We start from the raw sequence: 22,688 nt of genomic DNA on the forward strand, positions 1-22,688 counted from the left end.
TTCGGGCCAAACCGGCGCGTTTGGCCCGGACACACCCGTGTTTGCCCTGTCATTTGAAAGGGGGCAGACATGCTGAAGCATCGCGGTTTTCCGGGGCGCCTGCCCAGCACAGATTACCAATTTACCATTCGGCGCGGCAACCCCAAGGGTGTGACCCCGCTTGTGCCGCGTAAACGATTTGCAGACCGGCGCGCCTCAGACCGGCGCGCGGATGAGGCCTTTCTTGGCGCTCTGATTGCGCATTTTTCCGACACCCCGTTCGAGCGCGGCAATCTAGATGCCGGGCGTCTGTCATGGCTTTTGGGCCGCGAGGTTGTTCCCGCGTCCGAGCCGTTTGATCCTGAAAGCTATGAAGCTCTGCTGCGCGTTGACATGCGCGTCGCACAGGCGAATTTCCCGCAGCTTTTCGATGGATCTTCTGAATTTGCTTTTGACACATGGGAAGAATGACGCCTGATCGCGCATTGTCCCTCAGCCCGTTTCCGGAAAAGGAGTCCGCATGTTCCGCAAGATACTGATCGCAAATCGCGGTGAAATTGCCTGCCGCGTCATCAAGACCGCCCGCAAGATGGGTATTGCGACAGTCGCAGTATATTCCGACGCGGACCGCAACGCGCTGCATGTCCGCATGGCTGATGAAGCCGTGCATATTGGCCCGGCACCTGCGAACCAATCTTATATCGTGATCGACAAGATCATGGACGCAATCCGCCAGACCGGCGCCGAAGCCGTTCATCCGGGCTATGGGTTCTTGTCCGAGAACATGAAATTTGCCGAAGCTTTGGCCGCCGAGGGCGTTGCCTTCATCGGCCCGCCTGCCAGCGCGATTGAGGCGATGGGCGACAAGATCACCTCCAAGAAATTGGCAGCCGAAGCGAATGTCAGCACGGTGCCCGGCTATATGGGCCTGATCACCGATGCCGAAGACGCGGTGAAGATCAGCAATGAGGTTGGCTATCCGGTCATGATCAAGGCCAGCGCCGGGGGCGGTGGCAAGGGTATGCGGATCGCTTGGAATGATGATGAGGCGCGCGAGGGGTTTCAGTCTTCCAAGAATGAAGCGGCCAGCAGCTTTGGCGATGACCGCATTTTCATTGAAAAATTCGTGACCCAGCCGCGCCATATCGAGATACAGGTTCTCGCAGACCAACACGGCAACACTGTTTATCTGCACGAGCGTGAATGTTCGATCCAGCGCCGCAACCAGAAAGTCATCGAAGAAGCACCGTCCCCGTTTCTGGACGAAGAAACCCGCCGCGCGATGGGCGAGCAGGCTTGCGCGCTGGCCTCTGCTGTCGGCTACACCTCTGCGGGCACCGTGGAATTTATCGTCGATGGTGACCGTAATTTCTACTTTCTCGAAATGAACACCCGCCTTCAGGTCGAACACCCAGTGACCGAGTTGATTACCGGGGTTGATCTGGTGGAACAGATGATCCGGGTTGCGGCGGGCGAAAAGCTGCCTTTTGCGCAATCGGATCTGAAGATTAACGGCTGGGCTATGGAGTCGCGTCTCTATGCCGAAGACCCGTATCGCAACTTTCTGCCCTCGATCGGGCGTCTGACGCGGTATCGCCCGCCTGCGGAAGTGGTGGAAGCGGACCGCGCTGTGCGCAATGACACAGGCGTCTATGAGGGGGGCGAGATATCGATGTATTACGACCCGATGATCGCCAAGCTGTGCACATGGGCCCCCACACGCGCCAAGGCCATTGAGGAAATGCGTCTGGCGCTGGATGAGTTTGAGTTGGAAGGGATCGGTCACAATCTGCCCTTCCTGTCTGCGGTCATGGATCACCCCCGCTTTGCCTCGGGCGAGATCACGACCGCCTTTATCGCCGAAGAATACCCCGACGGGTTCGAGGGTGCGCAACTGGTCGATGATCTGTTGCACCGCGTGGCCGCGGCGGCCTGCGCCATGAACCGTATGGCGGAAATCCGGCGCGCGCGCATTTCCGGGCGTATGGACAACCATGAACGGGTCGTTGGTACGGATTGGGTGATCACGATTGATGGCCAAAGCTTGCAGGCCAATATCGATGCAGACCGCGAAGGGGCCACCGTGACATTGGCGGGGCAATCGTTCCGCATCACCTCCGACTGGAAGCCCGGCCAGCCGCTTGCACGCCTGATGGTCAACGGCACACCGCTGGTCATGAAGGTCGGCAAATTGCCCGGTGGTTTCAGGCTGCGCCTGCGCGGCGCGGACCTGAAGGTTCATGTCTTTTCACCGCGTCAGGCAGAGCTTGCACAACTGATGCCCGAAAAAGTGCCTGCTGATACCTCGAAACTTCTGCTCTGCCCGATGCCGGGTATGGTCGTCTCGATTTCGGTCGAGGAAGGGGACGAGGTGTATGAAGGTCAGGCGCTGGCCACAATCGAAGCGATGAAAATGGAAAACATCTTGCGCGCTGAACGCAAGGGCAAGGTCGCCAAGATTAATGCGGCGGCGGGGGCCTCGCTCGCGGTTGATGAAGTGATCATGGAGTTTGAATGATGCAGGCCCGCAGCCTTCCACGCCTGTTCGTGATGTATTTTATCAGCTTTGTGGCTGGGCTTGCGCTGGCATGGTTGATTTTGTCACGGGTTTCCGAAGGGCTGCGCGAGGGGCAGTGGCTGCTTATGCTCTTGCCCCCGCTTGGCGGCATGGCGGTGTTTCACGGTGTTTTTCCACTGCTCAGCCGTATCCGTCTGGGGTTGGAGTTCATCGCCGTTGCGGGTGCGTTGGTCTATGGTTTGGGCACCGTGTTGACAGGCGCTGTGTGGTTGGGCTGGCTGGATGCCGGCACTGCGCTAATGTTCTGGCTGGCTGGCGTTTTCGGGCCGGGCTGGTGGCTGATGTCACAATGGGCCGAGAAGATCGGGTATTTCGAATGATCGCGCCTGCGTGTGCCAGTGTAGGGGGCAATAGCCCCCCACGCAAAGCGCTTGGCGTCAGCCGCGTTTCTGCCGGTGCATCTCAGCGACCTGCCGGGCTACGTTCCAGCATTTCTTGTCGGCGCGTTGGAAAGCGGTCGATCACTGCCATCAACTCACGCCCGGACCGGACCGCTGGTCGCCGTGCCTTGACCTCTCCGTCTTTGTCGATGATCGCAGTCATAAAGGCGCGTGGCCGCAAGACCTGCCGCAAGGCGCTGCGATCTTCGGGATGGGTGTCGAAGATGACCACGGCATCGCGGGCGAAAAATTCATCGGCCCTGTCGCGCAGGGCGTCCAGCTGGCGGTTGAATTGCGGATCGTCCAGCGTCTCGGCCATCACGACGATGATGCGCCGTTCCCAGATGAAATCGCGCACGTCTATTTCCCGTGCATCCAGAAACAGTAGTGTTTCGTCAGGGTTGGCAATCTCCTCTTCAGCGTCGGTTGCGGTTTCAGCCTGGGCGGCCGTCTCGGTGCCCGGCGTGGATGTCACATCATCCGTGGCTTCCGTCGCCCCAAGGGCGATTGGAAAAAGAAGTGAGAAAACAATCGTAAAGAGCGGTTTCATAAGGCCTCCTGCATGTTCTGCATATAGGGGCAAATTGACAGAAAACACCAGAGGGCACGCATTTTTGCCAGCCCGTGACGTCAGAAAGGACTTGCCATGAGCGATCCGAAACTTCGCTGGTCGCAAATCGCGGCAAAAGAGTTGAAATCCCGCCCGCTTGAAAGCCTGACTTGGGACACGCTGGAAGGGATCAAGGTTCAGCCACTGTACACGCAGGCTGATGTCGAAGGGCTGTCGCATCTGGACAGTATTCCGGGGGATGCGCCCTATACACGCGGCGTGCGCGCGACAATGTATACCGGCCGTCCTTGGACGATCCGGCAATATGCGGGCTTCTCCACCGCCGAGGAATCGAACAACTTTTACCGCAAGGCCTTGGCGGCAGGTCAGCAGGGCGTCTCTGTCGCCTTCGATCTGGCCACCCATCGTGGTTATGACAGCGATCATCCGCGCGTTGAGGGGGATGTGGGCAAGGCTGGCGTTGCGATTGACTCGGTCGAGGATATGAAAATCCTCTTCGACGGCATACCGCTGGAAAAGGTCAGCGTGTCGATGACGATGAACGGCGCAGTGATCCCGATCCTTGCGAATTTCATCGTGACGGGGGAAGAGCAGGGCGTGGACCGCAAATTGCTTTCCGGCACCATTCAGAACGATATTCTGAAAGAGTTCATGGTGCGCAACACCTATGTCTATCCGCCCGAACCCAGCATGCGCATCATTGCCGATATCATCGAGTATACCAGCGCCGAGATGCCGAAGTTCAACTCTATTTCGATTTCCGGCTATCATATGCAGGAAGCGGGCGCCAATCTGGTGCAGGAGCTGGCCTTCACATTGGCCGACGGGCGCGAATATGTGCGTGCGGCGATCCATCGCGGTATGGATGTGGACCATTTCGCTGGGCGGCTTTCGTTCTTCTTTGCGATTGGTATGAATTTCTTTATGGAAATCGCCAAGCTGCGCGCCGCAAGGTTGCTGTGGTCGCGCGTGATGGAAGAGTTTGACCCCAAAGACCCGAAATCCAGCATGTTGCGCACCCATTGCCAGACATCTGGCGTCAGTTTGCAGGAACAAGACCCCTATAACAACGTGATCCGCACCGCGTATGAGGCCATGTCGGCGGTCTTGGGCGGCACCCAGTCGCTGCACACGAATGCGCTGGACGAAGCGATTGCCCTGCCTACCGAATTCAGCGCCCGCATCGCGCGCAACACGCAGTTGGTCTTGCAGGAAGAAACCGGCGTCACACGCGTCGTCGATCCATTGGCGGGCAGCTACTACATCGAAAAGCTGACCCATGATCTGGCCGAGGCCGCATGGACCCTGATGCAAGAGGTTGAAGAATTGGGCGGCATGACCAAGGCGGTTGCGTCCGGCATGCCGAAACTGCGCATTGAAGAAACCGCAGCGCGCCGTCAAGCTATGATCGACCGGGGTGAAGAGGTGATAGTCGGGGTCAATAAATACCGCAAGGAAACCGAAGACCCCATTGATTTCCGCGATATCGACAATGCCAAAGTACGTGACAGCCAGATCGCACGGCTGGAGCGTATTCGCGCAACCCGCGATCAGGCCGCGTGTGATGCTGCCCTTGAAGAAGTCACGCGCCGCGCCACTGAGGGTGGCAATCTTTTAGACGCTGCTGTTGATGCCGCGCGCGCGCGTGCCTCAGTTGGAGAGATCAGCATGGCAATGGAAAAAGTATTCGGTCGCCACCGCGCCGAGGTCAAAACCTTGGCAGGCGTCTATGGTGCCGCCTATGAGGGTGATGTTGGCTTTGCTGCGATCCAAGCCGATGTCGAGGCCTTTGCCGAGGTGGAAGGGCGGCGTCCGCGTATGCTGGTCGTGAAAATGGGTCAGGACGGGCATGATCGCGGGGCCAAAGTTATTGCGACCGCCTTTGCCGATATCGGATTTGATGTCGATGTCGGGCCGCTGTTCCAGACCCCGGACGAGGCCGCGCAGGATGCCATCGACAATGATGTCCATATCATCGGCATTTCCAGTCAGGCGGCGGGTCACAAGACGTTGGCACCGCAACTGGTGAAAGCCCTGAACAAGGCGGGGGCAGGCGATATTCTGGTTATCTGTGGGGGCGTCATTCCGCAGCAGGATTACAAGTTCCTCTATGATGCGGGGGTAAAGGCGATCTTTGGGCCGGGCACGAACATTCCCGATGCCGCGAAAAAGATCCTTGATCTTGTGCGCTCTGCGCGCGGGTTGTGAAGCCCGTCACAAAGAACGCGCCGCGCGAAGGTGTATCCCTCGCGCGGCCAGAAATTTCTGATTAAGCAGCGACCGTGCGGCCCAGTTTCGCGTCAACCGACCATGCGCCCGCACCTGCGACCCATAGCGCCATATACCCGCCTGCAAGGCCCAGATTCTTTAGAAGCTGTGTCATCTGCATCTGGTCGGCTGGATCGAAGTGATAGAGCAGCCCCGACAGCACACAGAACGCCGCCAGCGCCAATGCCGTGATACGCGTCTGAACCCCAATAATCAGGGCCAGACCCGCGATTATTTCAAACAGTACAACGGGCCATGCCAGAATTGCCGGAATGCCGCCCGTTGCCATATAGCCGCCAAAGCCTGCGACATCGCCAAGCTTGCCAAGCCCGGCCACAAGAAACAGCAGGCCCAGAAAAATGCGTGCGATGAGTAGGAAAGAAGTATTGGTCATGATGTGTCGTCCTTTGCTGGTGATGGGCCGACACATAGGGCAATGCGGCACTGCCGCGCCATTCCGCATCAGACCACAGCAGCTGTGCAGCAAAAGATAAGCACCGCGCGTCGCGGCCTTAGCCTTCGCCACCCGATTGTGCCTTCTTCTCCCAGCGGCCACTGTCTTCGGACCAATATTCGGCGATGACACCAGCGGCGGTTATCGCCTTCCATTGTCCGCGCGCATGGGCGACAGCGGCAGGGTCATTGCCATCGAACAGAATCCACAACCGCTCCAGATGTTCAACCTCTTCAGGATGCGCCTCGGCGGCGTCAATCGTCATGACGATCTGCGCATTGTTCGGGCTGGTGGTCTGCGTGGTCAGCAAGATCGGCTGATCTGCATCATGCGCACCCCCCGCCAGTCCGTGCGGCAGAAAGCTTGCCTTGTCCCCAAGCCACAAATGCGCGTCCAGCCATTCCAGCCGCGCCTGATCGCGGGCGCGCACCGCAACCCGCATACCCTGACCAACCGCGCGGGTCAGCAGGTTGGCGACTGTCACCTCCAGCGGGTTGCGGGTCACGTGATAGAACATGGCTTTGCCCATTGGGACGCTACTTGTTCTCGAATTGTGTCCGGATCAGGGCATCTAGCGCCAGCACGCCCCAACCAGAGGCACCTTTCGGGGCATGGGCGCTGTCGGTTTTGGTCAGGGTAACACCGGCAATATCCAGATGCACCCACGGGGTTTCCGGTTTTATGAAATGTTGCAGGAATTGCGCCGCCGTGATCGACCCAGCGGGGCGCCCGCCGGTGTTCTTGATATCGGCAATGCGCGACTTGATGAGGGTGTCATAGGCCGGGTCCAGCGGCATACGCCACGCCCCTTCGCCCACCTGCGCGGCGGCTTTCAGCACCCCATCGGCCAGTTCGTCATTATTGGAAAACACACCGGCCTTTTCATGCCCAAGTGCGACAATGATCGCCCCTGTCAGGGTTGCAAGGTCGATCACTGCGCGAGGGGCAAAGCGCGTCTGCGCATACCAAAGCACATCTGCCAGCACGAGGCGGCCTTCGGCATCGGTGTTGATGACCTCGATCATGTCCCCCTTCATGGAACGGACGACATCACCGGGGCGCTGTGCGCGCCCGTCCGGCATATTCTCGACCAGCCCGACCAGCCCGACAACATGCGCAGCCGCCTTGCGTTCGGCGAGCGCCTGCATCAGCCCGACAGTCACCGCCGCGCCGCCCATATCCATTGTCATGTCTTCCATACCCGCTGCGGGCTTGAGAGAGACACCCCCAGTGTCGAACATGACCCCCTTGCCAACCACAGCCACTGGCGCGCCTTGGGCCCCTTCCCAACGCAGAATAGCCAGCTTGGTCGGGCATTCGGACCCATAACCGACGGCCAGCATGGCGCGCATACCGAGTTGCTCGAGCGCGTCTTCGTCCAGAATCTCGATCTTCAGGCCCAGTGCGGCCATTCCTTCGATCTGCTTGGCAAAGCTAGTTGTTGTCAGGATATTCGCAGGGGCATTGACCAGATCGCGGGTCAGATGCACGGCGCGTGCCATGATGGTTGCCAGATCGAGTGCGCGGGTTGCCGCGTCACTATCTGCGACCATGACGTGAATCGGGCCATAATCCGGCTTCGGGTCCGATTTCTGCGCCTCATACTGATAGGCGCGCAGCAAGGCGGCTTGCACCATTTCGCCTACGGGCAGAGTATCCGCGCAGATGAGGGTCGCGGCGCGCCCCTGCGATTTGCCAATGCTCAACCCCGCTTTGCGCAGATCAGCGGCAGCGGGCTTGCGCGGCAGGCGGATGATATGCAGCGCTTCTGCTGCCATGCCCGATGGCCAGCCAAGCTGTAGTCCCGCGCCGGGCTTAAGCTTGGTGAATGCCGCGCTCTCAAGTGCGCGGGTGACTGCGCCGCGCGTCAGTTTGTCGACACGTTTTGTGGCGCGGGGCAGGGGGCTGTCTGCATCGGCAAAGACGACGACGCGCCCGTCATGTGTGGTGATTGCGTCAAGCGAGAATGGCTGTGCTTCGGTCAGCAGGCTGCGGGTCATGTGGCCTCCGGGTCATGTGTTTGACCCAGAGGTAGCGCGCGTTCTGCGTGAAGGCCATGCCCAAGTTGCGCAACATGTGCAACTTGGGCAGGATCATGTCGTCAGAAGCGCAGGTTGAAATGCCGTGTCAGGCCAATTTGGGCAGAAATCTGGTTGCGTTGGCCTTGTTGCACGATGGGAGAGGCAGCTGCATCACCGCGCAGGCGGTCGTAGCGCAGCGTTCCCGTCACACCCCAATCCGCACTGAGCGGCTGATAGGCCCCGACTTCCAAGCCGACCGAATGGAACCCGCATGACGGGCGATAGGCTGCGTCGGCAAAAGCCGCCTCTGTCGCTTCCGCATCGGTCACGCCAAAATATGTCCGTGCAAAGCGTGCATTCCCAAACTCTGCGCGCGGGCCTGCATGCAGCACCAACCCGCTTTCACCGCGATAGATCAGGTTCATGCCCAACTCGCCGGAAAGCGCCTTGTGACCGATCACGCCATAGCGCAGATCGCCATATACCTGCCACCAGTCAGCGGTGTGTTGCAGCCCGACGCCGACCTCTACTGCGGCGCTGACATCCTCCAGCCCGGCAAGTTCATCCTTGCCTTTACGCTTGGCGATATAGCGAAAAGCGCCGCGCAAGCCTGTGCCGGGCGCAAATTGCGTGGGTCCATCTGGATCGCCCAATTGCACAGCGCCAAACCGCAAGCCGGTAAAGCCGAAGCTGCCTGTCGGCCCGATCTTGTGGTCATCCGCGCCAAAATAGCTGGGCGAAACACCCGCGCCACCTGTGACAGAGAAAGACAGTGCACGGTCCTGCGCAAAAGCGGGTTGCGACAGCAATGCCGCGGCGATGGTGACTGTGGAAATGGCAGAGAATAAAGGTCGCATGATGCCCCCCGATACTTGAAAAACGACTCACCCATCTCGGGCATGATGTGCAGTTAGTGCGTTTTCAGTTAATTTGCAGCAGTCATGACCAGAATTCAAAATTTACATGCGAAACCTTGTTTTTTTGTGACAGAACGGGCAACACAGCAGCGCAGCAACAGGAAGGCATGATGCAGTTCACAATCGCAATAGATGGCCCGGCAGCCGCGGGCAAGGGAACCATCAGCCGTGCAGTGGCGCAGGATCTGGGCGTGGCGCATCTGGATACGGGCCTGCTCTACCGTGCCGTCGGCATGAAAGGCGGCGACCCGGTTGCGGCTGCGCGCAATCTTGCGCCGCAGGATCTGGAGCGCGAAGATCTGCGCGGGTTGCAAGCGGCAGAGGCCGCCAGCCGTGTTGCTGTAAACCCTGAAGTGCGCGCTGCGCTGGTTGAATTTCAGCGCGACTTTGCCCGTCGTGCCGGGGGCGCTGTGCTGGACGGGCGCGATATTGGAACCGTGATTTGCCCCAAGGCCGAAGTGAAGCTGTTTGTCACTGCCAGCGCCGAGACGCGCGCCATGCGCCGCTGGAAAGAAACTGGTGAAGGCAGCTATGATGCGGTGCTGGAGCAAGTCCGCATCCGCGACGCGCGCGACATGGGCCGCGCCGATGCCCCGTTGCGCCCCGCCGATGATGCCGTCGTGCTTGATACGACCGAGTTAAGCATTGAGGATGCTGTGGCGCAGGCCCGCGCAGTCATACAGGCCCGGCTGGGACGATAGCTGCACATCACTTTCCGCGATACGGTTCCACATATTGCAGCGCCATGTCCCATGGAAAGAAAATCCACGTGTCCTGACTGACTTCGGTGATGAAGCTGTCGACCATATCGCGCCCCAAGGGCTTGGCATAAACCGTAGCGAAATGGGCCTTTGGGAACAGCTTGCGTACCAGTTCCAAGGTCTTGCCGGTGTCGACCAAATCGTCGATCACCAGAATACCCTCGCCATCGTCGCCCATGATCTCGGCCTGCGGGGCTTTCAGGACCACCGCTTCGGCGCGGGTCTGGTTGTCATAGGATTTCACGCTGATCGTATCGACCACGCGAATATCCAACTCGCGCGCAATAATCATTGCAGGCGCAAGCCCGCCGCGCGTGATGGCGACGACCGCCCGCCATTGCCCGCCGCCCGGACCCTGTTGCTCCAGCCTCCAGGCAAGGGCGCGGCTGTCGCGGTGAATCTGGTCCCAGCTAATATGAAACCCTTTTTCATGTGGCAGGCGATCGGTCATGCTCAGGCGTCCTTTTTGCCGGTGACGACATCAATATCGGGCGCATCCACAGCCTTCATGCCGACGACATGATAGCCCGCGTCCACATGCAGATTTTCACCGGTTGTGCCGGACCCAAGGTCTGACAACAGGTAAAGTGCTGCCTTGCCGACTTCCTCCTGCGTGACATTGCGCCGTAAGGGAGAGTTCAACTCGTTCCATTTCATGATGTAGCGGAAATCGCCAATGCCCGAGGCGGCAAGCGTTTTAATCGGCCCCGCGCTGATCGCGTTGCAGCGAATGCCATCTTTGCCCAAGTCTTCGGCGATATATTTAACCGACGCTTCCAATGCTGCCTTGGCCACACCCATCACGTTGTAATGCGGCATAACCTGCTCGGCCCCGTAATAGGTCATGGTCAGCAGGCTGCCGCCTTCGTTCATGATCCGCGCAGCACGCTGGCATACGGCCGTGAAGGAATAGACCGAGATGTCCATCGTCATGTTGAAATTGTCGCGGCTTGTATCGACATAGCGGCCGCGCAATTCGGACTTGTCAGAAAACCCGATGGCATGCACAACGAAATCAATCTTGCCCCACAGCGCTTCCAGATCGGCGAAAAGCTGATCAAGCGAGGCCATGTCGCTGACATCACACTCAAAGATTTGCGGTGGACCCAGCCGCTCGGCCAGGGGCAGAACGCGTTTTTTCAAGGCCTCGCCCTGATACGAGAAGGCCAGTTCTGCGCCATGCACGGCCAGCGCCTTGGCAATCCCCCATGCGATGGATTTGTCATTCGCAAGGCCCATGATCAGACCACGCTTGCCGTTCATCAAACCGCTCATTGTTATTCTACCCCAAAATTCCACTAACTTGTTCTATTCCAAGCCATGAATGACCGCAAGATTGTCTGGGGCGAAACAACTGCCCTGCGCATGTCGCTTTTATAAGATTGCGTGCTACAGTTCATCGAAAGCGGGGTTGCGTCGTTCGAAAGAATTGTTAACACGTGTCGCAGACTTATGTATGCATAGGTGTGCGGCGACAGGGTGTTAGCGATCAGTCTGAAGGCCGTCGACCGTGTCGAGATGAGTTGGAGGAAATTTGAGCGAGCGCGATGGAATATTTGTTGGGCAAGACCCGTTCGAGATCGTAAGGCGCTGGCTTGGCGAGGCCGAGTTGTCAGAACCAAACGACCCGAATGCGATCGCGCTATCAACTGTTGATAGCGCTGGCATGCCCAATGTGCGCATGGTGCTGTTGAAGGATGTCGCCCCTGACGGGTTTACATTCTATACCAATTTCGAAAGCGCAAAGGCTCAGGAGCTTGCACATAACAGCCAAGCCGCTTTCGTGCTGCATTGGAAGTCCTTGCGTCGTCAGGTCCGTGTGCGCGGGCATGTCAGCAAGGTAGAGGACGCGGAGGCGGATGCCTATTTCGCGTCGCGCTCGTTGAAAAGCCGCTTGGGGGCTTGGGCTTCGCGGCAGTCGCGGCCCTTGGGATCGCGTGCCGAGTTGATGGCCGAGGTGGCGCGCCAGACCGCGCGTCATGGCACCAACCCCGCGCGGCCCCCACATTGGGGTGGGTACAAGATTACCCCGGTGGAAATAGAGTTTTGGGCAGATGGTGCGTTTCGATTGCACGACAGATATTGCTGGCGTAAGGCGCCATCTGCTACGAGTTGGGATGTGACAAGGTTGTCGCCCTAATACAATGTTTTTGAAGTAAATGCGTCCGGTTTCTGTGTTCATGGTGTAAACTGAAAGAGCGGGGGTCTGCGACAGGCGGATCATCCCAGAACAGGCGAGACAGGTATAATGGACTCTGATGAAAGCCCCGTTGAAACCTTCGCGGGAGTGGTCAAATGGTTTGACCCGGCGAAAGGATTTGGCTTCATCTTATCAGATGACGCAGAGTCCGACATTTTGCTGCATGCGAATGCGCTGCGAAATTTCGGCCTGAGTTCCATCTGCGACCGCGCACGCATCCGTGTCACTGTGCACAGCACAGCGCGCGGCTTGCAGACCCACGAAGTGCTGGAAGTGTTGCCGCCAGAGGACGAAGTTGCCTCGGTAGAAGAGATGGACCAACCCGGCCCGGTGATTGATACATCGATCCCCATTGAGCCAGGCCGCGTGAAATGGTTTGACAAGGTCAAGGGGTTTGGCTTTGCGAATGTGTTTGGCAAACCTGAAGACGTGTTTATTCACATGGAGACGCTGCGCCGGACTGGTATGGCGGACCTGCAACCCGGCGAGGCAATTGCGCTGCGCGCTGTTGAGGGCGAGCGCGGACGCATGGCTGTGTCGATAGAGCCGTGGGAATCCGGTATGGCTGCGGAAGGGTCTGATTCTGGGGTAGCCGAGGAATGATGCGCATACTCCACATTTTGCTTGCTGCATTGGTGATGCCCTTTGCGACAAGCGCTGCATATGCGTCGTGTGCCGAAGGGCATGTCGATCTGCGGGGCTCGTGGGGGCAGGCGCGCTTCTCGGTTGAAATCGTGGATACCGAAGAAACCCGCGCACAGGGACTGATGCACCGCGAGCATCTGCCGCGCAATGCCGGGATGCTGTTCGTCTACGATGCCCCTACAGAGCCCGCATTCTGGATGCGCAATACGCTGATTCCACTGGACATGATTTTCGTGGACCCGACAGGGCAGGTGACGCGCATCCATCCAGATGCAATTCCGCATGACACAACCCCTATTCCGGGTGGTCCGAACGTGCTGATGGTGTTGGAAATCAATGGCGGGCTGTCCCAAATGCTGGGAATGACCGAAGGCAGCGAGATGCGTCATCCGCGCCTCGATCAAGACACAGCGCTTTGGCCATGCGAATGATGATAATTCTTTTGCATAAACGTCAATTCGCTCTTTTCTCGGTCCGACATCCCCGCTAAAGAAGCGCTGTGTCGGGGCGTGGCGCAGCTTGGTAGCGCGACGGTTTTGGGTACCGTAGGTCGTAGGTTCGAATCCTATCGCCCCGACCATTTTTCACTCAGCTTCTCTCTGTGCGACATACTGCCTGCGGTGCTGATATCAGGTTGTATTCCTGCCAGCAGCGCCTATCTATGCTTTGTATGGTTGGGGAGTATGACATGCCAAAATTGATAAAGCTCTACATCCAGCAAGTCATTATCGGATTTGGCTTGTCCGCAGCGTTCACAGCGATCTTGGTTTATTTCGATGTTGCCAATTTGCAGCGCCTTTTGCTGGGGTCCAGCGACGGGTTGCTTGGTCTGTTCCTAATCTTCTTCTTCAACGGTCTAGTTTTCGCGGGCGTTCAGTTCGCAATCCGCATTATGCGGATGGGCTATGAAGACGATGATGATGACGATGATGACCGTGGTATGCCGATCCGGACTGGTGAATTGATACCAATCCGCGTCTCAACCGGTGACCGGTCTGGTACGCGGTGAAGGTGGCAGGCCCGCAGCAACCGTGGTGGCGTGAATTTCCCGAGAGCCTGAATATTCAGGTGGGCGCCAGATAACAAGGCCAGGACCCTGTCAGAGCCAGCTCCCTCGGATGTGCTTATCGGCCACTGGAAAAGGGCCACACACGTGAAGAGCAGCACCTGCCTGTTCGATAGATAGGATGCGGCGCGCAGGCATTCAAGATTAATCGGATGCTTGACGTAAGTTCACGGTACGTTCATGCTATGAGGCATGCAGACTACTTTGTCATATAAAACAACATTGGCACCTGGCATGGTTTTGGCGCGCGGCGTAGGCCGCTGCCTCAGCTCGCTTGGCTTTGCACCATTGACCGAATTTGTCCCTGCTCGCGGGCTGCGCGTTGATGTGATTGCTCTTGGCCCAAAGGGTGAAATCTGGGTGATCGAATGCAAATCAAGCCGCAGCGACTTCACATCCGACCAGAAATGGCAGGGCTATCTTGACTGGTGCGACAGGTTCTTCTGGGCGGTTGATCCCAGCTTTCCGACCGAAATATTGCCGGGTGATGCCGGTCTGATGCTGGGCGACGGGTATGGCGCGGAAATCCTGCGGATGCCAGAGGCAGCGCCCCTAACGGCTGCGCGGCGCAAAGCCGTTACTCAGGGATTCGCCCGGCAGGCCGCGCTGCGGTTGGCGCGGCTTCATGACCCGAATGTCAATCTGGCGGAGTTTTAGGGTTTTGTCGTCTGGGCAAACAGCCAGTGCCCATGAAAAAGCCCGGCACATTGGCCGGGCTTTTGCGTCTTATGTGCATGCGTGCGTTATTCGCCAAGCTGCTCGTTCAGTTCCGCGAACGCGGCAGTGAATCCAATGAGGGACATGTTCAGATCAACCACCTGATCGGGCGCTGCAACTGGCACTAGCGACCATGTTGCACGTGCGCCTCGGCGAAACGCATCAACTTCTTCAGCGGTGAAGCCGACACGCGCGATGCAGCCGATTGCGGTGCAGAAGGTGAACGGGTAGCGCTTTGCATCCCCGTCATCGACCTGCATCACAAGCTGTGCTGTCAGCAGGGTATCAAGCGGGGTGAGAATGGTCGCACCTGCCGCAGCTTCTTGCCCCGGTGGCAGTGGAAAGACTGTGATCTCAGCCGTTGCATTCCCTTCGCCATCGCGCAGAAGCTGATACATCTGACAAGGATCTTGCTCGTCCTCGACGCGCACGCAGACCAGTTCCCAGTCGTCGTGGGTGTTGCCGACATAGCTTTCATCACCGGCGTCTTGGCCGATGACTTCGCCCGTTGACAAGCCTGCCATGGGCGAGTCTGTCGCTTCCTGTGCGTACAGGCTTCCAGCCGCGAGAGAGAAGGCCGTTGCGATCATGGTTGTTCTAAAGATCTCGACAATCCTTTGTGCCATTCTGCTTCCTTATGGTCCTGGTCAGAGTTGCGGGTTTGGTAGCATGTGTCTTGTCAAAAGTCAGGGGGAAAAACCGAGCGACAAAACATTTGAATATGCGTGAGCTTGCTGCGTTCAGATTGCCGGTACGCTGGGGCAAAGGTTCTTTTCTGTCTTGGCAGGAGTTTGCCAGACGTGCCGGTGCTCACATAAAATAAGGGCCCTAAGGCCCCTATTTTCGTAATTTTTTATAACTCCCTGTCGGACCGGCCGACGAATTGAGGGGAAGTTAGGATTAAATTGCACGCCCGTCAACAAGAATTTAATCTAGAATTTTCGACATGTCATGGCAGCGTTTACACAAGTTGACACAGACCGCGCCATATACGCTTGTGCGCAAAAAAACGCTGCGCCAGCAGGCGCAGCTAGTCTGACAGGGAGGAAACGCAGCAGGCGCAATAGCGACCCCTACGTCGATCCGACTTTAGGGGGTAATCGTTAAGATTCGCTTTCCAAGCGGGGCGACCATGTTCTAGATTTGCGCGGCACACAGGCCATGCCGCGTGTTTTGAAGTGAAAGGGTTTTTCAGTATGACGATTTCGGACGGTGCAATCTTTGTGGGTGGCGGGGGCGAGGCACAGAATACGCCACAGCTTTTGCGTTTGGGGTATGGCAACCGGCACGGGTTGATCGCGGGTGCAACAGGTACCGGCAAGACCATCACCATGCAGATTCTGGCCGAAGAGTTCTCGGCTGCCGGTGTTCCGGTGTTCTTGACAGATATCAAGGGCGATGTAGGCGGCATGGCCATGCCCGGCACCCCGCGCGGCGGCTTGGAACGGCGCGCGGAAACCATCGGGCTGGCGGGGTATGGCTATACCGAGAGTCCCGTCATCTTCTGGGATTTCTTCGGCGAACACGGCCACCCGGTGCGCGCGACGATTGCCGAAGTGGGGCCGCTGTTGCTGTCACGTATGCTGGACCTGACCGAGGCGCAGGAAGGTGTGATTAATGTGGCCTTTCGCATTTCAGATGATGAAGGATTGCCAATCCTTGATCTGAAAGACCTGCGCGCGATCCTGAATTTCCTGGGCGAGAACCAGCGCGAGATTTCGGTTCAATACGGCAATGTCACAACGCAAAGCATCGGCGCTATCCAGCGCAAGCTGTTGGTGCTGGAAAATCAGGGTGCTGCGCATTTCTTCTCGGAACCGGCATTGCAACTGGCTGATTTCATGCGCATTGCCCCCGATGGGCGCGGCTATGTCAGCATATTGCATGCCGAGCGGTTGATGCGCACACCGCAGCTATACGCAACATTCCTGCTTTGGCTGTTGTCGCAACTGTTCGAAGAATTGCCAGAGGTTGGCAACCCCGACAAGCCTGTGCTGGTGTTCTTTTTCGACGAGGCGCATCTGTTGTTCAACAACGCCCCGCGTGCGCTGGTTGAGAAAGTCGAGCGCGTCGCACGGCTGATCCGGTCCAAGGGGGTTGGGGTCTATTTCGTGACGCAAAACCCCGACGATGTGCCTGATACAGTGCTGGGCCAGTTGGGCAATCGCGTGCAGCACGCGTTGCGCGCCTTCACTGCGCGCGATCAACAGGCGTTGCGCCGTGCTGCGCAAACCTACCGCCCGAACCCGCGTTTCGATATAGGTGAGGCAATCCGAGATGTGGGCGTGGGCGAGGCTGTGACCTCATTTCTGGAAGATAAGGGCAATCCCGGCATAGCCGAACGCACGCTGATCCGGCCACCTGCGTCATTGATGGGCCCGATCGAGGATGGCGCGCGCCAGATGTTGATGCTGCGCTCACCCGTTGCGGGCAAATATGAAAAGATCATCGACAGCGACAGTGCGCATGAAATGCTGGCGCGCCGGGCCGAGGCCGCTGCGAAAGAAGCAGAGGCTGCCTTGCAACAGGTCGCAGCAGAAAAAGAGCGCGAGTTTACGGCCGCACGCCGCTATGAGCCGCCCGCCCGCAAAGGCAGTCGCGCAGCCTCAACCCGCAGCTCGGCGCGGCGTGGGGATACGCCAGTTGATGCTTTTGCGAAATCAATGGCGCGTCAATTGGGAAGTCGTACAGGGCAGGCACTTGTGCGCGGCGTGCTTGGGGGGCTTCTAAAGGGACGCTGAGCGCTTGAGGCGGCACGCATTTGCCTGTAGAGGCTTGCGCCTGAACACAAGGCGGAGTGCGCACGCATGAAATTTCTAGATCTTGCCAAGGTCCAAATCCGCTCTGGCGGGGGTGGGTCCGGTTGCGTGTCGTTCCGGCGCGAAAAATTCATCGAATATGGTGGGCCTGATGGCGGTGACGGGGGCCGGGGGGGCGATGTCTGGGCGGAAGTGGTCGATGGGCTGAACACGCTGATCGACTTTCGCTTTCAGCAGCATTTCTTCGCCAATTCCGGCCAGCCCGGCATGGGGCAGGGCCGCACAGGCAAGGACGGGTCCACTGTCACATTGCGTGTCCCCGTGGGGACCGAGATTCTGGATGAGGATCAGGAAACCGTCATTGCAGATCTGACCGAAGTCGGCCAGCGCGTGCTGCTGGCCAAGGGCGGCAATGGCGGCTGGGGCAACCTCCAGTTCAAATCCTCCACCAATCAGGCCCCGCGCCGCGCCAATGCCGGCCAGCCGGGGGTAGAGCGTGTCATCTGGCTGCGCTTGAAGCTGATCGCGGATGCCGGACTTGCGGGTTTGCCAAATGCAGGCAAATCCACCTTTCTTGCGGCCACATCGAATGCGCGGCCCAAGATTGCTGATTACCCGTTCACCACGCTGCACCCCAATCTTGGGGTTGTGGGCGTGGATGCGCGTGAATTTGTCATGGCCGATATTCCCGGTCTGATAGAGGGCGCAAGCGAGGGGCGCGGCCTTGGCGACCAGTTTCTGGGCCATGTAGAGCGCTGCGCGGTGCTGTTGCAGCTTGTCGATGGCACATCCGAAGATGTGGCTGAGGACTGGCGTATTATTGACCATGAACTTGACGCCTATTCGCACGACGTGGCCATCAAGCCGCGCGTCGTTGCGCTGAACAAAATTGATGCGCTGGATGAAGAAGAACGCGCCGAGAAAAAGGCCGCGCTGGAACAGATCAGCGGGCGACCGGTGTATATGATTTCAGCGGTTTCGGGCGAAGGGATGCAGACCGTGCTGCGCGCGCTTCTGGCGCGGATCGACAAGTCGAAACCCACTGTCGAGGATGACGGGCCATGGCAACCCTGACTGCTGCCAGCGCGCTGACGCAGGCGCGCCGGGTTGTCATCAAGATCGGCTCGGCACTGCTGGTCGAACAGGGTAGGTTGCGGGCTGACTGGTTGCGCAGTCTGGCCGATGATGTGGCCGGTTTGCGCGCAGGCGGGGCGGATGTGGTGATCGTGTCCTCCGGGTCCATCGCGCTGGGGCGGGGGGCGCTGCGGTTGCCAAGCGGCCCATTGGCGTTGGAGCAAAGTCAGGCGGCAGCTTCGGTTGGCCAAATCCGTCTGGCACGCGCCTATGAAGAAGCACTGACCCCGCATCAAATTTCCACAGGCCAGATCCTGCTGACACTGGATGACACCCATGACCGCCGTCGCTACCTGAATATCCGCGCGACATTGGCCACATTGCTGGGGCTTGGTGTTGTGCCTATTGTCAACGAAAACGACACAATCGCCACAGATGAAATCCGATATGGCGACAATGACAGGCTGGCCGCGCAAGTGGCCGTGACCATTGGCGCTGATCTTTTGGTGCTTCTGTCCGATGTGGATGGGCTTTATACCGGCAACCCGCAGACCGACCCCGAGGCGCGCCATTTCACGCAAGTGGACCATATCACCCCCGAGATAGAAGCAATGGCCGGTGCGCCGACCTCCAGCCTGTCCAAAGGGGGCATGAAAACCAAGGTTCTGGCCGCCAAGACGGCGGTCGGGGCAGGTTGCGCCATGGTCATTGCGGCAGGCGCTGCACTGCACCCGCTGGCGCAGTTGAAAGACGGCGCGCGCGCAACCTTGTTTCTGGCGCAAGGCGACCCGCGTTCGGCCCGCAAGCGCTGGATCGCGGCGATGAAGGCCAAAGGCGTGCTGCATGTCGATGCAGGTGCTGTGCGCGCCTTGGCGCAGGGGAAATCCTTGCTGCCCGCTGGGGTTACTCATGTGGAAGGGCAGTTCCAACGCGGTGATCCTGTTGCTATCATGGGGCCGGACGGGGCATTGGGCGTGGGGCTTGCAGGCTATGACAGCCTTGAGGCCGCTTTGATCGCGGGCCACCAGTCGCGCGAGATTGCAGAGATACTGAACTATCCGGGCCGTGTGGCCCTTATTCACCGGGATGAGATGGCGCTATGACAGAAATCAGCCAAGAGATGATTGAGATGGGCCGCCGCGCCCGTGCCGCCGCACAGGTGTTGTCAACCAGCCCGTCGGCTTCCAAGACCCGCGCTCTGGAACACGCAGCGACCGCATTGTGGGACATGCGCAGGGATGTTCTGGCCGCAAATGCGCAAGACATGGCGGCGGCGCGCGCCAAGGGTCTGTCGGGCGCCATGGTTGACCGGCTGATGCTGGATGAACCCCGTTTGCAAGGCATTTGTCAGGCGCTGCGCGATGTGGCCGCACAGGTCGATCCCGTCGGCCAGACCATCACTGAATGGGACCGGCCTTCGGGGCTGCATATCCAGCGGGTGCGCACGCCTTTGGGTGTGATCGGCGTGATTTATGAATCGCGCCCCAATGTGACAGCAGATGCCGGCGCGCTGTGCCTGAAAGCGGGCAATGCCGTGATTTTGCGCGGTGGGTCTGAATCGTTTCATTCCAGCCGTGCGATTCATGGCGCACTGGTTGCCGGGTTGCGCGCGGCTGATTTGCCCGAAGATGCGATTCAACTTGTTCAGACCACGGACCGCGCGGCGGTTGGTGACATGCTGCGGATGGTTGAATTTATCGACGTGATCGTGCCACGTGGCGGCAAAGGGCTGGTCGGGCTGGTGCAACGCGAAGCGCGCGTGCCGGTTTTCGCGCATCTGGAAGGGATTTGTCACATCTATATCGATGCCAGTGCTGATGCAGACAAGGCACGCCGCGTGGTGGTGAATGCCAAGACGCGGCGCACGGGGATTTGCGGTGCTGCGGAATGCCTGTTGATCCACCGCGATCTGGTCGAGCGGCTTGGCGCGCAGATCATTGCCGATCTGGTGGCTGCGGGTGTCGAGATGCGTGTGGGCGAGGGTTTACAACATTTGCCCGGCACTGTGCCCGCAAGCCCTGATGATTTCGGGCGCGAGTATCTGGACATGATTATGGCGGCGGCAGTGGTCGAAGATGTGGAGGGCGCGATGGCGCATATCCGCACCCACGGCTCGCAGCACACAGAGGCGGTCATTGCCGAGGATGCGGGTATCGCCGCGCGCTTCTTTGCGGGGCTGGATTCAGCCATTTTGCTGCACAATGCCTCGACCCAGTTTGCGGATGGGGGTGAATTCGGGCTGGGTGCGGAAATCGGCATTGCCACAGGCAAGATGCACGCGCGCGGGCCAGTCGGGGCAGAGCAACTGACCAGCTTCAAATATCTTGTGACCGGCGACGGGACTGTGCGCCCCTGAGGTCAGCTTAAACCCCGACGCGCACAACGTCAGACCCGTTCGGTTGGCACGGTGAAGCTGTCCAGCACCGCGCTCAGGTCTGCGTCGCTGACGGTGCTTTGTGCGTCGATCCGCGCCACAAGCCCGCGCGTTTTGTCCTCGACCACCTCGGCCACGCGCGCGTCAAGGTCATGTTCCTTGAAGGCGGCGTCGAGCACGCGGGTGATTGCCAGACGCCGCAGATCGGGTTTGAACACTTTGCCAACGGCGGTTTTGGGCAACTCATCCAGAATTTCGATATGTTTCGGGATGGCGGCGCGCTCTGACAAAAGGGGCGTTACATGCTCTAGCAGCGCCTCTGGTGTCGCGGTGGCACCCGACACGAGTTCCACATAGGCGCAGGGCAATTCGCCCGCGCGCGCGTCCGGCTGGCCAATCGCCCCAGCAAAGCCGACCTCGGGGTGGTTGAGCAAGGCTTCTTCGATCTCGGCGGGGTCAATATTGTGGCCCCCGCGAATGATCAGATCCTTTTGTCTGCCAGTGATCCACAGATAGCCGTCTTCATCCATGCGCCCCAGATCACCGGTGCGCAAAAAGTGGCCGTCCACATACAGATCATGGTTCTTGCTGTCGTCAGTATAGGTTGGGGGGGTGACACCGGGATTGCTGATGCAGATTTCACCGACCTCATTCGTTGCACATTCCACCATGTCGCCGTTACTGGCCCGCAAAATGCGCACTTCGGTATAGGGCAGGGGCAAACCGACAGAGCCTATTTTCTTCATGCCGTCCACAGGATTGCAGGACACAAGGCAGGTCGCTTCGGTCAGCCCGTATCCTTCGGAGATTTGCACCCCGGTCGCCTGTTCGAAGCGCTTATACGTCTCTCGCGGCAGCGCGGCAGAACCGGAAATCCCGGTGCGCAGGGTCTTGATATCGGCATCAACCTTGCGCTGCATCAACGCCGACAGGGCCGTGGGCACAGTTATCATGAACGTGACGCCCCAACGCTCGATCAATTTCCAGAAATTGTCGAATACACCGTCCCCGCGATAGCCTTGCGGTGTGGGAAAGACGACATGCGCGCCTGACATGATGCAGCACATCAGGATCGGATAGGCGGCAAACACATGAAAAAGTGGCAGCGGGCAGAGTAGGACATCTTTTTCGTTGAACAGCAGCTCTGCGCCCAACCATCCGTTATAGATCATCCCCGCATAGCGATGCTGGGCCATTTTGGGCATTCCGGTGGTGCCGCCTGTGTGGAAATAAGCGGCCAGCCGGTCGGTTTTCGGGGCCTCGAAAATCAGGGCGCCCGCTGGTTGAAGGTCCAGTTCGCGGTGGAAATCCAGCACGGTTGCATGGTGGTTATGCGGGCTTTTTGGCCGGATGAAGGGCACAATCCAGCTTTTGGGCGGGCTGAGATGGGGCAGCATGTCCAGTTCCAGCACTGTCTGTACATCCGGGGCCTGTGCCACCGCCTGCGCCACTTTCTGCGCCACATCTGTCTTCGGGAAGGGGCGCAATGTGACTACGACCTTCGCACCCGTTTCACGCAAAAGCGCGGCAATCTTGTCAGGTTCCAGCAGCGGGTTGATCGGGGATACGCGCCCTGCGGTCATGCCCCCCAGCAGCGTGATCGCGGTTTCATTGAGTGTGGGCAGGATATAGGCGACGCTGTCGTCCTCGCCAATCCCGAGGGAGTGGAACAGATTGGCCGCCTGCGTCACACGCGACAGCAACATCTCCCATGTCAGCGTCTGGGCTTTTGCGCCGGGGGTGGCGAACATCTGAAAGCTGATGGCGTTGCGCGTGCCATGCCGCGCCGCCGCCTGCTGTAGTGCCTGATAGACAGAGACTGGCAGATCACGCGCGTCCCAACTGCTCTGCGCTTCGATCTTTCGCAGGTCGTCGTTGGTCTTGAATACTTGCATGATGTGCCTCCTTTGCCTTGCGTCTTAGC

General features: G+C 58.9%; 23 protein-coding genes and 1 tRNA gene. 15 read left to right on the top strand and 9 right to left on the bottom strand.

The window, feature by feature from the left end; all coding sequences use genetic code 11:
* Positions 1-69 precede the first annotated feature (69 nt).
* Genes BD293_RS05640 through BD293_RS05650 form a run of 3 tightly spaced genes read left to right on the top strand, consistent with a single transcriptional unit; the run spans position 70 to position 2,877 of the window.
* Positions 70-450 carry a hypothetical protein gene (locus BD293_RS05640; RefSeq protein WP_142080243.1) on the top strand — a complete coding sequence of 127 codons (381 nt, stop codon included), beginning with the start codon at positions 70-72 and terminating at the stop codon, positions 448-450.
* Between the two features lie 49 nt (positions 451-499).
* The gene (locus BD293_RS05645) at positions 500-2,497 is read left to right on the top strand and encodes an acetyl-CoA carboxylase biotin carboxylase subunit (RefSeq protein ID WP_142080244.1); all 1,998 of its coding nucleotides are present in this window, start codon (positions 500-502) and stop codon (positions 2,495-2,497) included.
* Positions 2,494-2,877, top strand: coding sequence for a hypothetical protein (locus tag BD293_RS05650; RefSeq protein WP_142080245.1), 384 nt, complete (start codon positions 2,494-2,496; stop codon positions 2,875-2,877). Before BD293_RS05645 ends, BD293_RS05650 begins: the two co-directional genes overlap by 4 nt.
* A gap of 82 nt (positions 2,878-2,959) precedes the next feature.
* Here the strand turns inward: BD293_RS05650 and BD293_RS05655 are convergent, their stop codons facing one another.
* Entirely contained in the window at positions 2,960-3,487 is a 528-nt protein-coding gene (locus BD293_RS05655) for a DUF4174 domain-containing protein (protein WP_142080246.1), read from the bottom strand.
* Positions 3,488-3,583: 96 nt separating this feature from the next.
* Between BD293_RS05655 and scpA the strand changes: the two genes are divergently transcribed.
* Entirely contained in the window at positions 3,584-5,716 is a 2,133-nt protein-coding gene (scpA, locus tag BD293_RS05660) for a methylmalonyl-CoA mutase (RefSeq protein ID WP_142080247.1), read from the top strand.
* Between the two features lie 61 nt (positions 5,717-5,777).
* On the opposite strand, the gene BD293_RS05665 is transcribed toward scpA, so the two are convergent.
* The 4 genes from BD293_RS05665 to BD293_RS05680 all read right to left on the bottom strand — a co-directional run bounded on the left by BD293_RS05665 (position 5,778) and on the right by BD293_RS05680 (position 9,108).
* Positions 5,778-6,170: a DoxX family protein gene (locus BD293_RS05665; RefSeq protein ID WP_142080248.1), complete on the bottom strand. Its 393-nt coding sequence runs from the start codon at positions 6,168-6,170 to the stop codon at positions 5,778-5,780.
* A gap of 118 nt (positions 6,171-6,288) precedes the next feature.
* On the bottom strand, positions 6,289-6,759 hold the full coding sequence (locus BD293_RS05670) for a DNA polymerase III subunit chi (RefSeq protein WP_142080249.1): 471 nt from the start codon (positions 6,757-6,759) through the stop codon (positions 6,289-6,291).
* A 7-nt stretch (positions 6,760-6,766) separates the two neighbouring features.
* The gene (locus BD293_RS05675) at positions 6,767-8,230 is read right to left on the bottom strand and encodes a leucyl aminopeptidase (protein ID WP_142080250.1); all 1,464 of its coding nucleotides are present in this window, start codon (positions 8,228-8,230) and stop codon (positions 6,767-6,769) included.
* Positions 8,231-8,331: 101 nt separating this feature from the next.
* The gene (locus tag BD293_RS05680) at positions 8,332-9,108 is read right to left on the bottom strand and encodes a MipA/OmpV family protein (protein ID WP_142080251.1); all 777 of its coding nucleotides are present in this window, start codon (positions 9,106-9,108) and stop codon (positions 8,332-8,334) included.
* Positions 9,109-9,278: 170 nt separating this feature from the next.
* On the opposite strand from BD293_RS05680, the gene BD293_RS05685 reads away from it, so the two are divergent.
* Entirely contained in the window at positions 9,279-9,869 is a 591-nt protein-coding gene (locus tag BD293_RS05685) for a (d)CMP kinase (RefSeq protein ID WP_142084355.1), read from the top strand.
* Positions 9,870-9,876: 7 nt separating this feature from the next.
* Here the strand turns inward: BD293_RS05685 and gpt are convergent, their stop codons facing one another.
* Both gpt and fabI read right to left on the bottom strand, forming a co-directional pair.
* Entirely contained in the window at positions 9,877-10,380 is a 504-nt protein-coding gene (gene gpt / locus BD293_RS05690) for a xanthine phosphoribosyltransferase (protein ID WP_142080252.1), read from the bottom strand.
* A 2-nt stretch (positions 10,381-10,382) separates the two neighbouring features.
* Entirely contained in the window at positions 10,383-11,204 is an 822-nt protein-coding gene (gene fabI / locus BD293_RS05695) for an enoyl-ACP reductase FabI (RefSeq protein ID WP_142080253.1), read from the bottom strand.
* A gap of 259 nt (positions 11,205-11,463) precedes the next feature.
* On the opposite strand from fabI, the gene pdxH reads away from it, so the two are divergent.
* The 6 genes from pdxH (at position 11,464) to BD293_RS05725 (ending at position 14,497) form a co-directional block, all read left to right on the top strand.
* On the top strand, positions 11,464-12,069 hold the full coding sequence (pdxH, locus tag BD293_RS05700; RefSeq protein ID WP_142080254.1) for a pyridoxamine 5'-phosphate oxidase: 606 nt from the start codon (positions 11,464-11,466) through the stop codon (positions 12,067-12,069).
* A gap of 108 nt (positions 12,070-12,177) precedes the next feature.
* Complete coding sequence (locus tag BD293_RS05705; protein ID WP_142080255.1) at positions 12,178-12,732, top strand: cold-shock protein; 555 nt, start codon at positions 12,178-12,180, stop codon at positions 12,730-12,732.
* On the top strand, positions 12,729-13,205 hold the full coding sequence (locus tag BD293_RS05710) for a DUF192 domain-containing protein (RefSeq protein WP_142080256.1): 477 nt from the start codon (positions 12,729-12,731) through the stop codon (positions 13,203-13,205). Before BD293_RS05705 ends, BD293_RS05710 begins: the two co-directional genes overlap by 4 nt.
* A gap of 72 nt (positions 13,206-13,277) precedes the next feature.
* A tRNA-Pro gene (locus BD293_RS05715) sits at positions 13,278-13,354 on the top strand.
* 108 nt (positions 13,355-13,462) lie between these two features.
* Positions 13,463-13,783: a hypothetical protein gene (locus BD293_RS05720; protein ID WP_142080257.1), complete on the top strand. Its 321-nt coding sequence runs from the start codon at positions 13,463-13,465 to the stop codon at positions 13,781-13,783.
* 249 nt (positions 13,784-14,032) lie between these two features.
* A complete protein-coding gene (locus BD293_RS05725; protein WP_211840997.1) occupies positions 14,033-14,497 on the top strand; it encodes an MmcB family DNA repair protein in 465 nt (154 codons plus the stop codon).
* An 86-nt stretch (positions 14,498-14,583) separates the two neighbouring features.
* Here the strand turns inward: BD293_RS05725 and BD293_RS05730 are convergent, their stop codons facing one another.
* On the bottom strand, positions 14,584-15,183 hold the full coding sequence (locus BD293_RS05730) for an invasion associated locus B family protein (protein ID WP_142080258.1): 600 nt from the start codon (positions 15,181-15,183) through the stop codon (positions 14,584-14,586).
* A gap of 570 nt (positions 15,184-15,753) precedes the next feature.
* On the opposite strand from BD293_RS05730, the gene BD293_RS05735 reads away from it, so the two are divergent.
* From BD293_RS05735 to BD293_RS05750, 4 genes are all read left to right on the top strand, one after another.
* Entirely contained in the window at positions 15,754-17,298 is a 1,545-nt protein-coding gene (locus tag BD293_RS05735; protein ID WP_142080259.1) for a helicase HerA-like domain-containing protein, read from the top strand.
* Positions 17,299-17,364: 66 nt separating this feature from the next.
* Positions 17,365-18,390, top strand: coding sequence for a GTPase ObgE (gene obgE, locus BD293_RS05740; RefSeq protein WP_142080260.1), 1,026 nt, complete (start codon positions 17,365-17,367; stop codon positions 18,388-18,390).
* The gene (proB, locus tag BD293_RS05745; protein WP_142080261.1) at positions 18,378-19,493 is read left to right on the top strand and encodes a glutamate 5-kinase; all 1,116 of its coding nucleotides are present in this window, start codon (positions 18,378-18,380) and stop codon (positions 19,491-19,493) included. The genes obgE and proB overlap by 13 nt, the downstream gene beginning before the upstream one ends.
* Positions 19,490-20,746: a glutamate-5-semialdehyde dehydrogenase gene (locus BD293_RS05750; RefSeq protein ID WP_142080262.1), complete on the top strand. Its 1,257-nt coding sequence runs from the start codon at positions 19,490-19,492 to the stop codon at positions 20,744-20,746. Before proB ends, BD293_RS05750 begins: the two co-directional genes overlap by 4 nt.
* A 29-nt stretch (positions 20,747-20,775) precedes the next feature.
* On the opposite strand, the gene BD293_RS05755 is transcribed toward BD293_RS05750, so the two are convergent.
* On the bottom strand, positions 20,776-22,659 hold the full coding sequence (locus BD293_RS05755) for an acyl-CoA synthetase (RefSeq protein WP_142080263.1): 1,884 nt from the start codon (positions 22,657-22,659) through the stop codon (positions 20,776-20,778).
* Positions 22,660-22,688: the final 29 nt, after the last annotated feature.

This window comes from Roseinatronobacter monicus, assembly GCF_006716865.1.
Classification (GTDB): Bacteria; Pseudomonadota; Alphaproteobacteria; order Rhodobacterales; family Rhodobacteraceae; genus Roseinatronobacter; species Roseinatronobacter monicus.

Coding starts and splice junctions, on each gene's coding strand:
- BD293_RS05640 (WP_142080243.1), top strand. CDS start 70: ATGCTGAAGCATCGCGGTTTTCCGGGGCGCCTGCCCAGCACAGATTAC.
- BD293_RS05645 (WP_142080244.1), top strand. CDS start 500: ATGTTCCGCAAGATACTGATCGCAAATCGCGGTGAAATTGCCTGCCGC.
- BD293_RS05650 (WP_142080245.1), top strand. CDS start 2,494: ATGATGCAGGCCCGCAGCCTTCCACGCCTGTTCGTGATGTATTTTATC.
- BD293_RS05655 (WP_142080246.1), bottom strand. CDS start 3,487: ATGAAACCGCTCTTTACGATTGTTTTCTCACTTCTTTTTCCAATCGCC.
- scpA (WP_142080247.1), top strand. CDS start 3,584: ATGAGCGATCCGAAACTTCGCTGGTCGCAAATCGCGGCAAAAGAGTTG.
- BD293_RS05665 (WP_142080248.1), bottom strand. CDS start 6,170: ATGACCAATACTTCTTTCCTACTCATCGCACGCATTTTTCTGGGCCTG.
- BD293_RS05670 (WP_142080249.1), bottom strand. CDS start 6,759: ATGGGCAAAGCCATGTTCTATCACGTGACCCGCAACCCGCTGGAGGTG.
- BD293_RS05675 (WP_142080250.1), bottom strand. CDS start 8,230: ATGACCCGCAGCCTGCTGACCGAAGCACAGCCATTCTCGCTTGACGCA.
- BD293_RS05680 (WP_142080251.1), bottom strand. CDS start 9,108: ATGCGACCTTTATTCTCTGCCATTTCCACAGTCACCATCGCCGCGGCA.
- BD293_RS05685 (WP_142084355.1), top strand. CDS start 9,279: ATGCAGTTCACAATCGCAATAGATGGCCCGGCAGCCGCGGGCAAGGGA.
- gpt (WP_142080252.1), bottom strand. CDS start 10,380: ATGACCGATCGCCTGCCACATGAAAAAGGGTTTCATATTAGCTGGGAC.
- fabI (WP_142080253.1), bottom strand. CDS start 11,204: ATGAGCGGTTTGATGAACGGCAAGCGTGGTCTGATCATGGGCCTTGCG.
- BD293_RS05705 (WP_142080255.1), top strand. CDS start 12,178: ATGGACTCTGATGAAAGCCCCGTTGAAACCTTCGCGGGAGTGGTCAAA.
- BD293_RS05710 (WP_142080256.1), top strand. CDS start 12,729: ATGATGCGCATACTCCACATTTTGCTTGCTGCATTGGTGATGCCCTTT.
- BD293_RS05720 (WP_142080257.1), top strand. CDS start 13,463: ATGCCAAAATTGATAAAGCTCTACATCCAGCAAGTCATTATCGGATTT.
- BD293_RS05725 (WP_211840997.1), top strand. CDS start 14,033: ATGCAGACTACTTTGTCATATAAAACAACATTGGCACCTGGCATGGTT.
- BD293_RS05730 (WP_142080258.1), bottom strand. CDS start 15,183: ATGGCACAAAGGATTGTCGAGATCTTTAGAACAACCATGATCGCAACG.
- BD293_RS05735 (WP_142080259.1), top strand. CDS start 15,754: ATGACGATTTCGGACGGTGCAATCTTTGTGGGTGGCGGGGGCGAGGCA.
- obgE (WP_142080260.1), top strand. CDS start 17,365: ATGAAATTTCTAGATCTTGCCAAGGTCCAAATCCGCTCTGGCGGGGGT.
- proB (WP_142080261.1), top strand. CDS start 18,378: ATGGCAACCCTGACTGCTGCCAGCGCGCTGACGCAGGCGCGCCGGGTT.
- BD293_RS05750 (WP_142080262.1), top strand. CDS start 19,490: ATGACAGAAATCAGCCAAGAGATGATTGAGATGGGCCGCCGCGCCCGT.
- BD293_RS05755 (WP_142080263.1), bottom strand. CDS start 22,659: ATGCAAGTATTCAAGACCAACGACGACCTGCGAAAGATCGAAGCGCAG.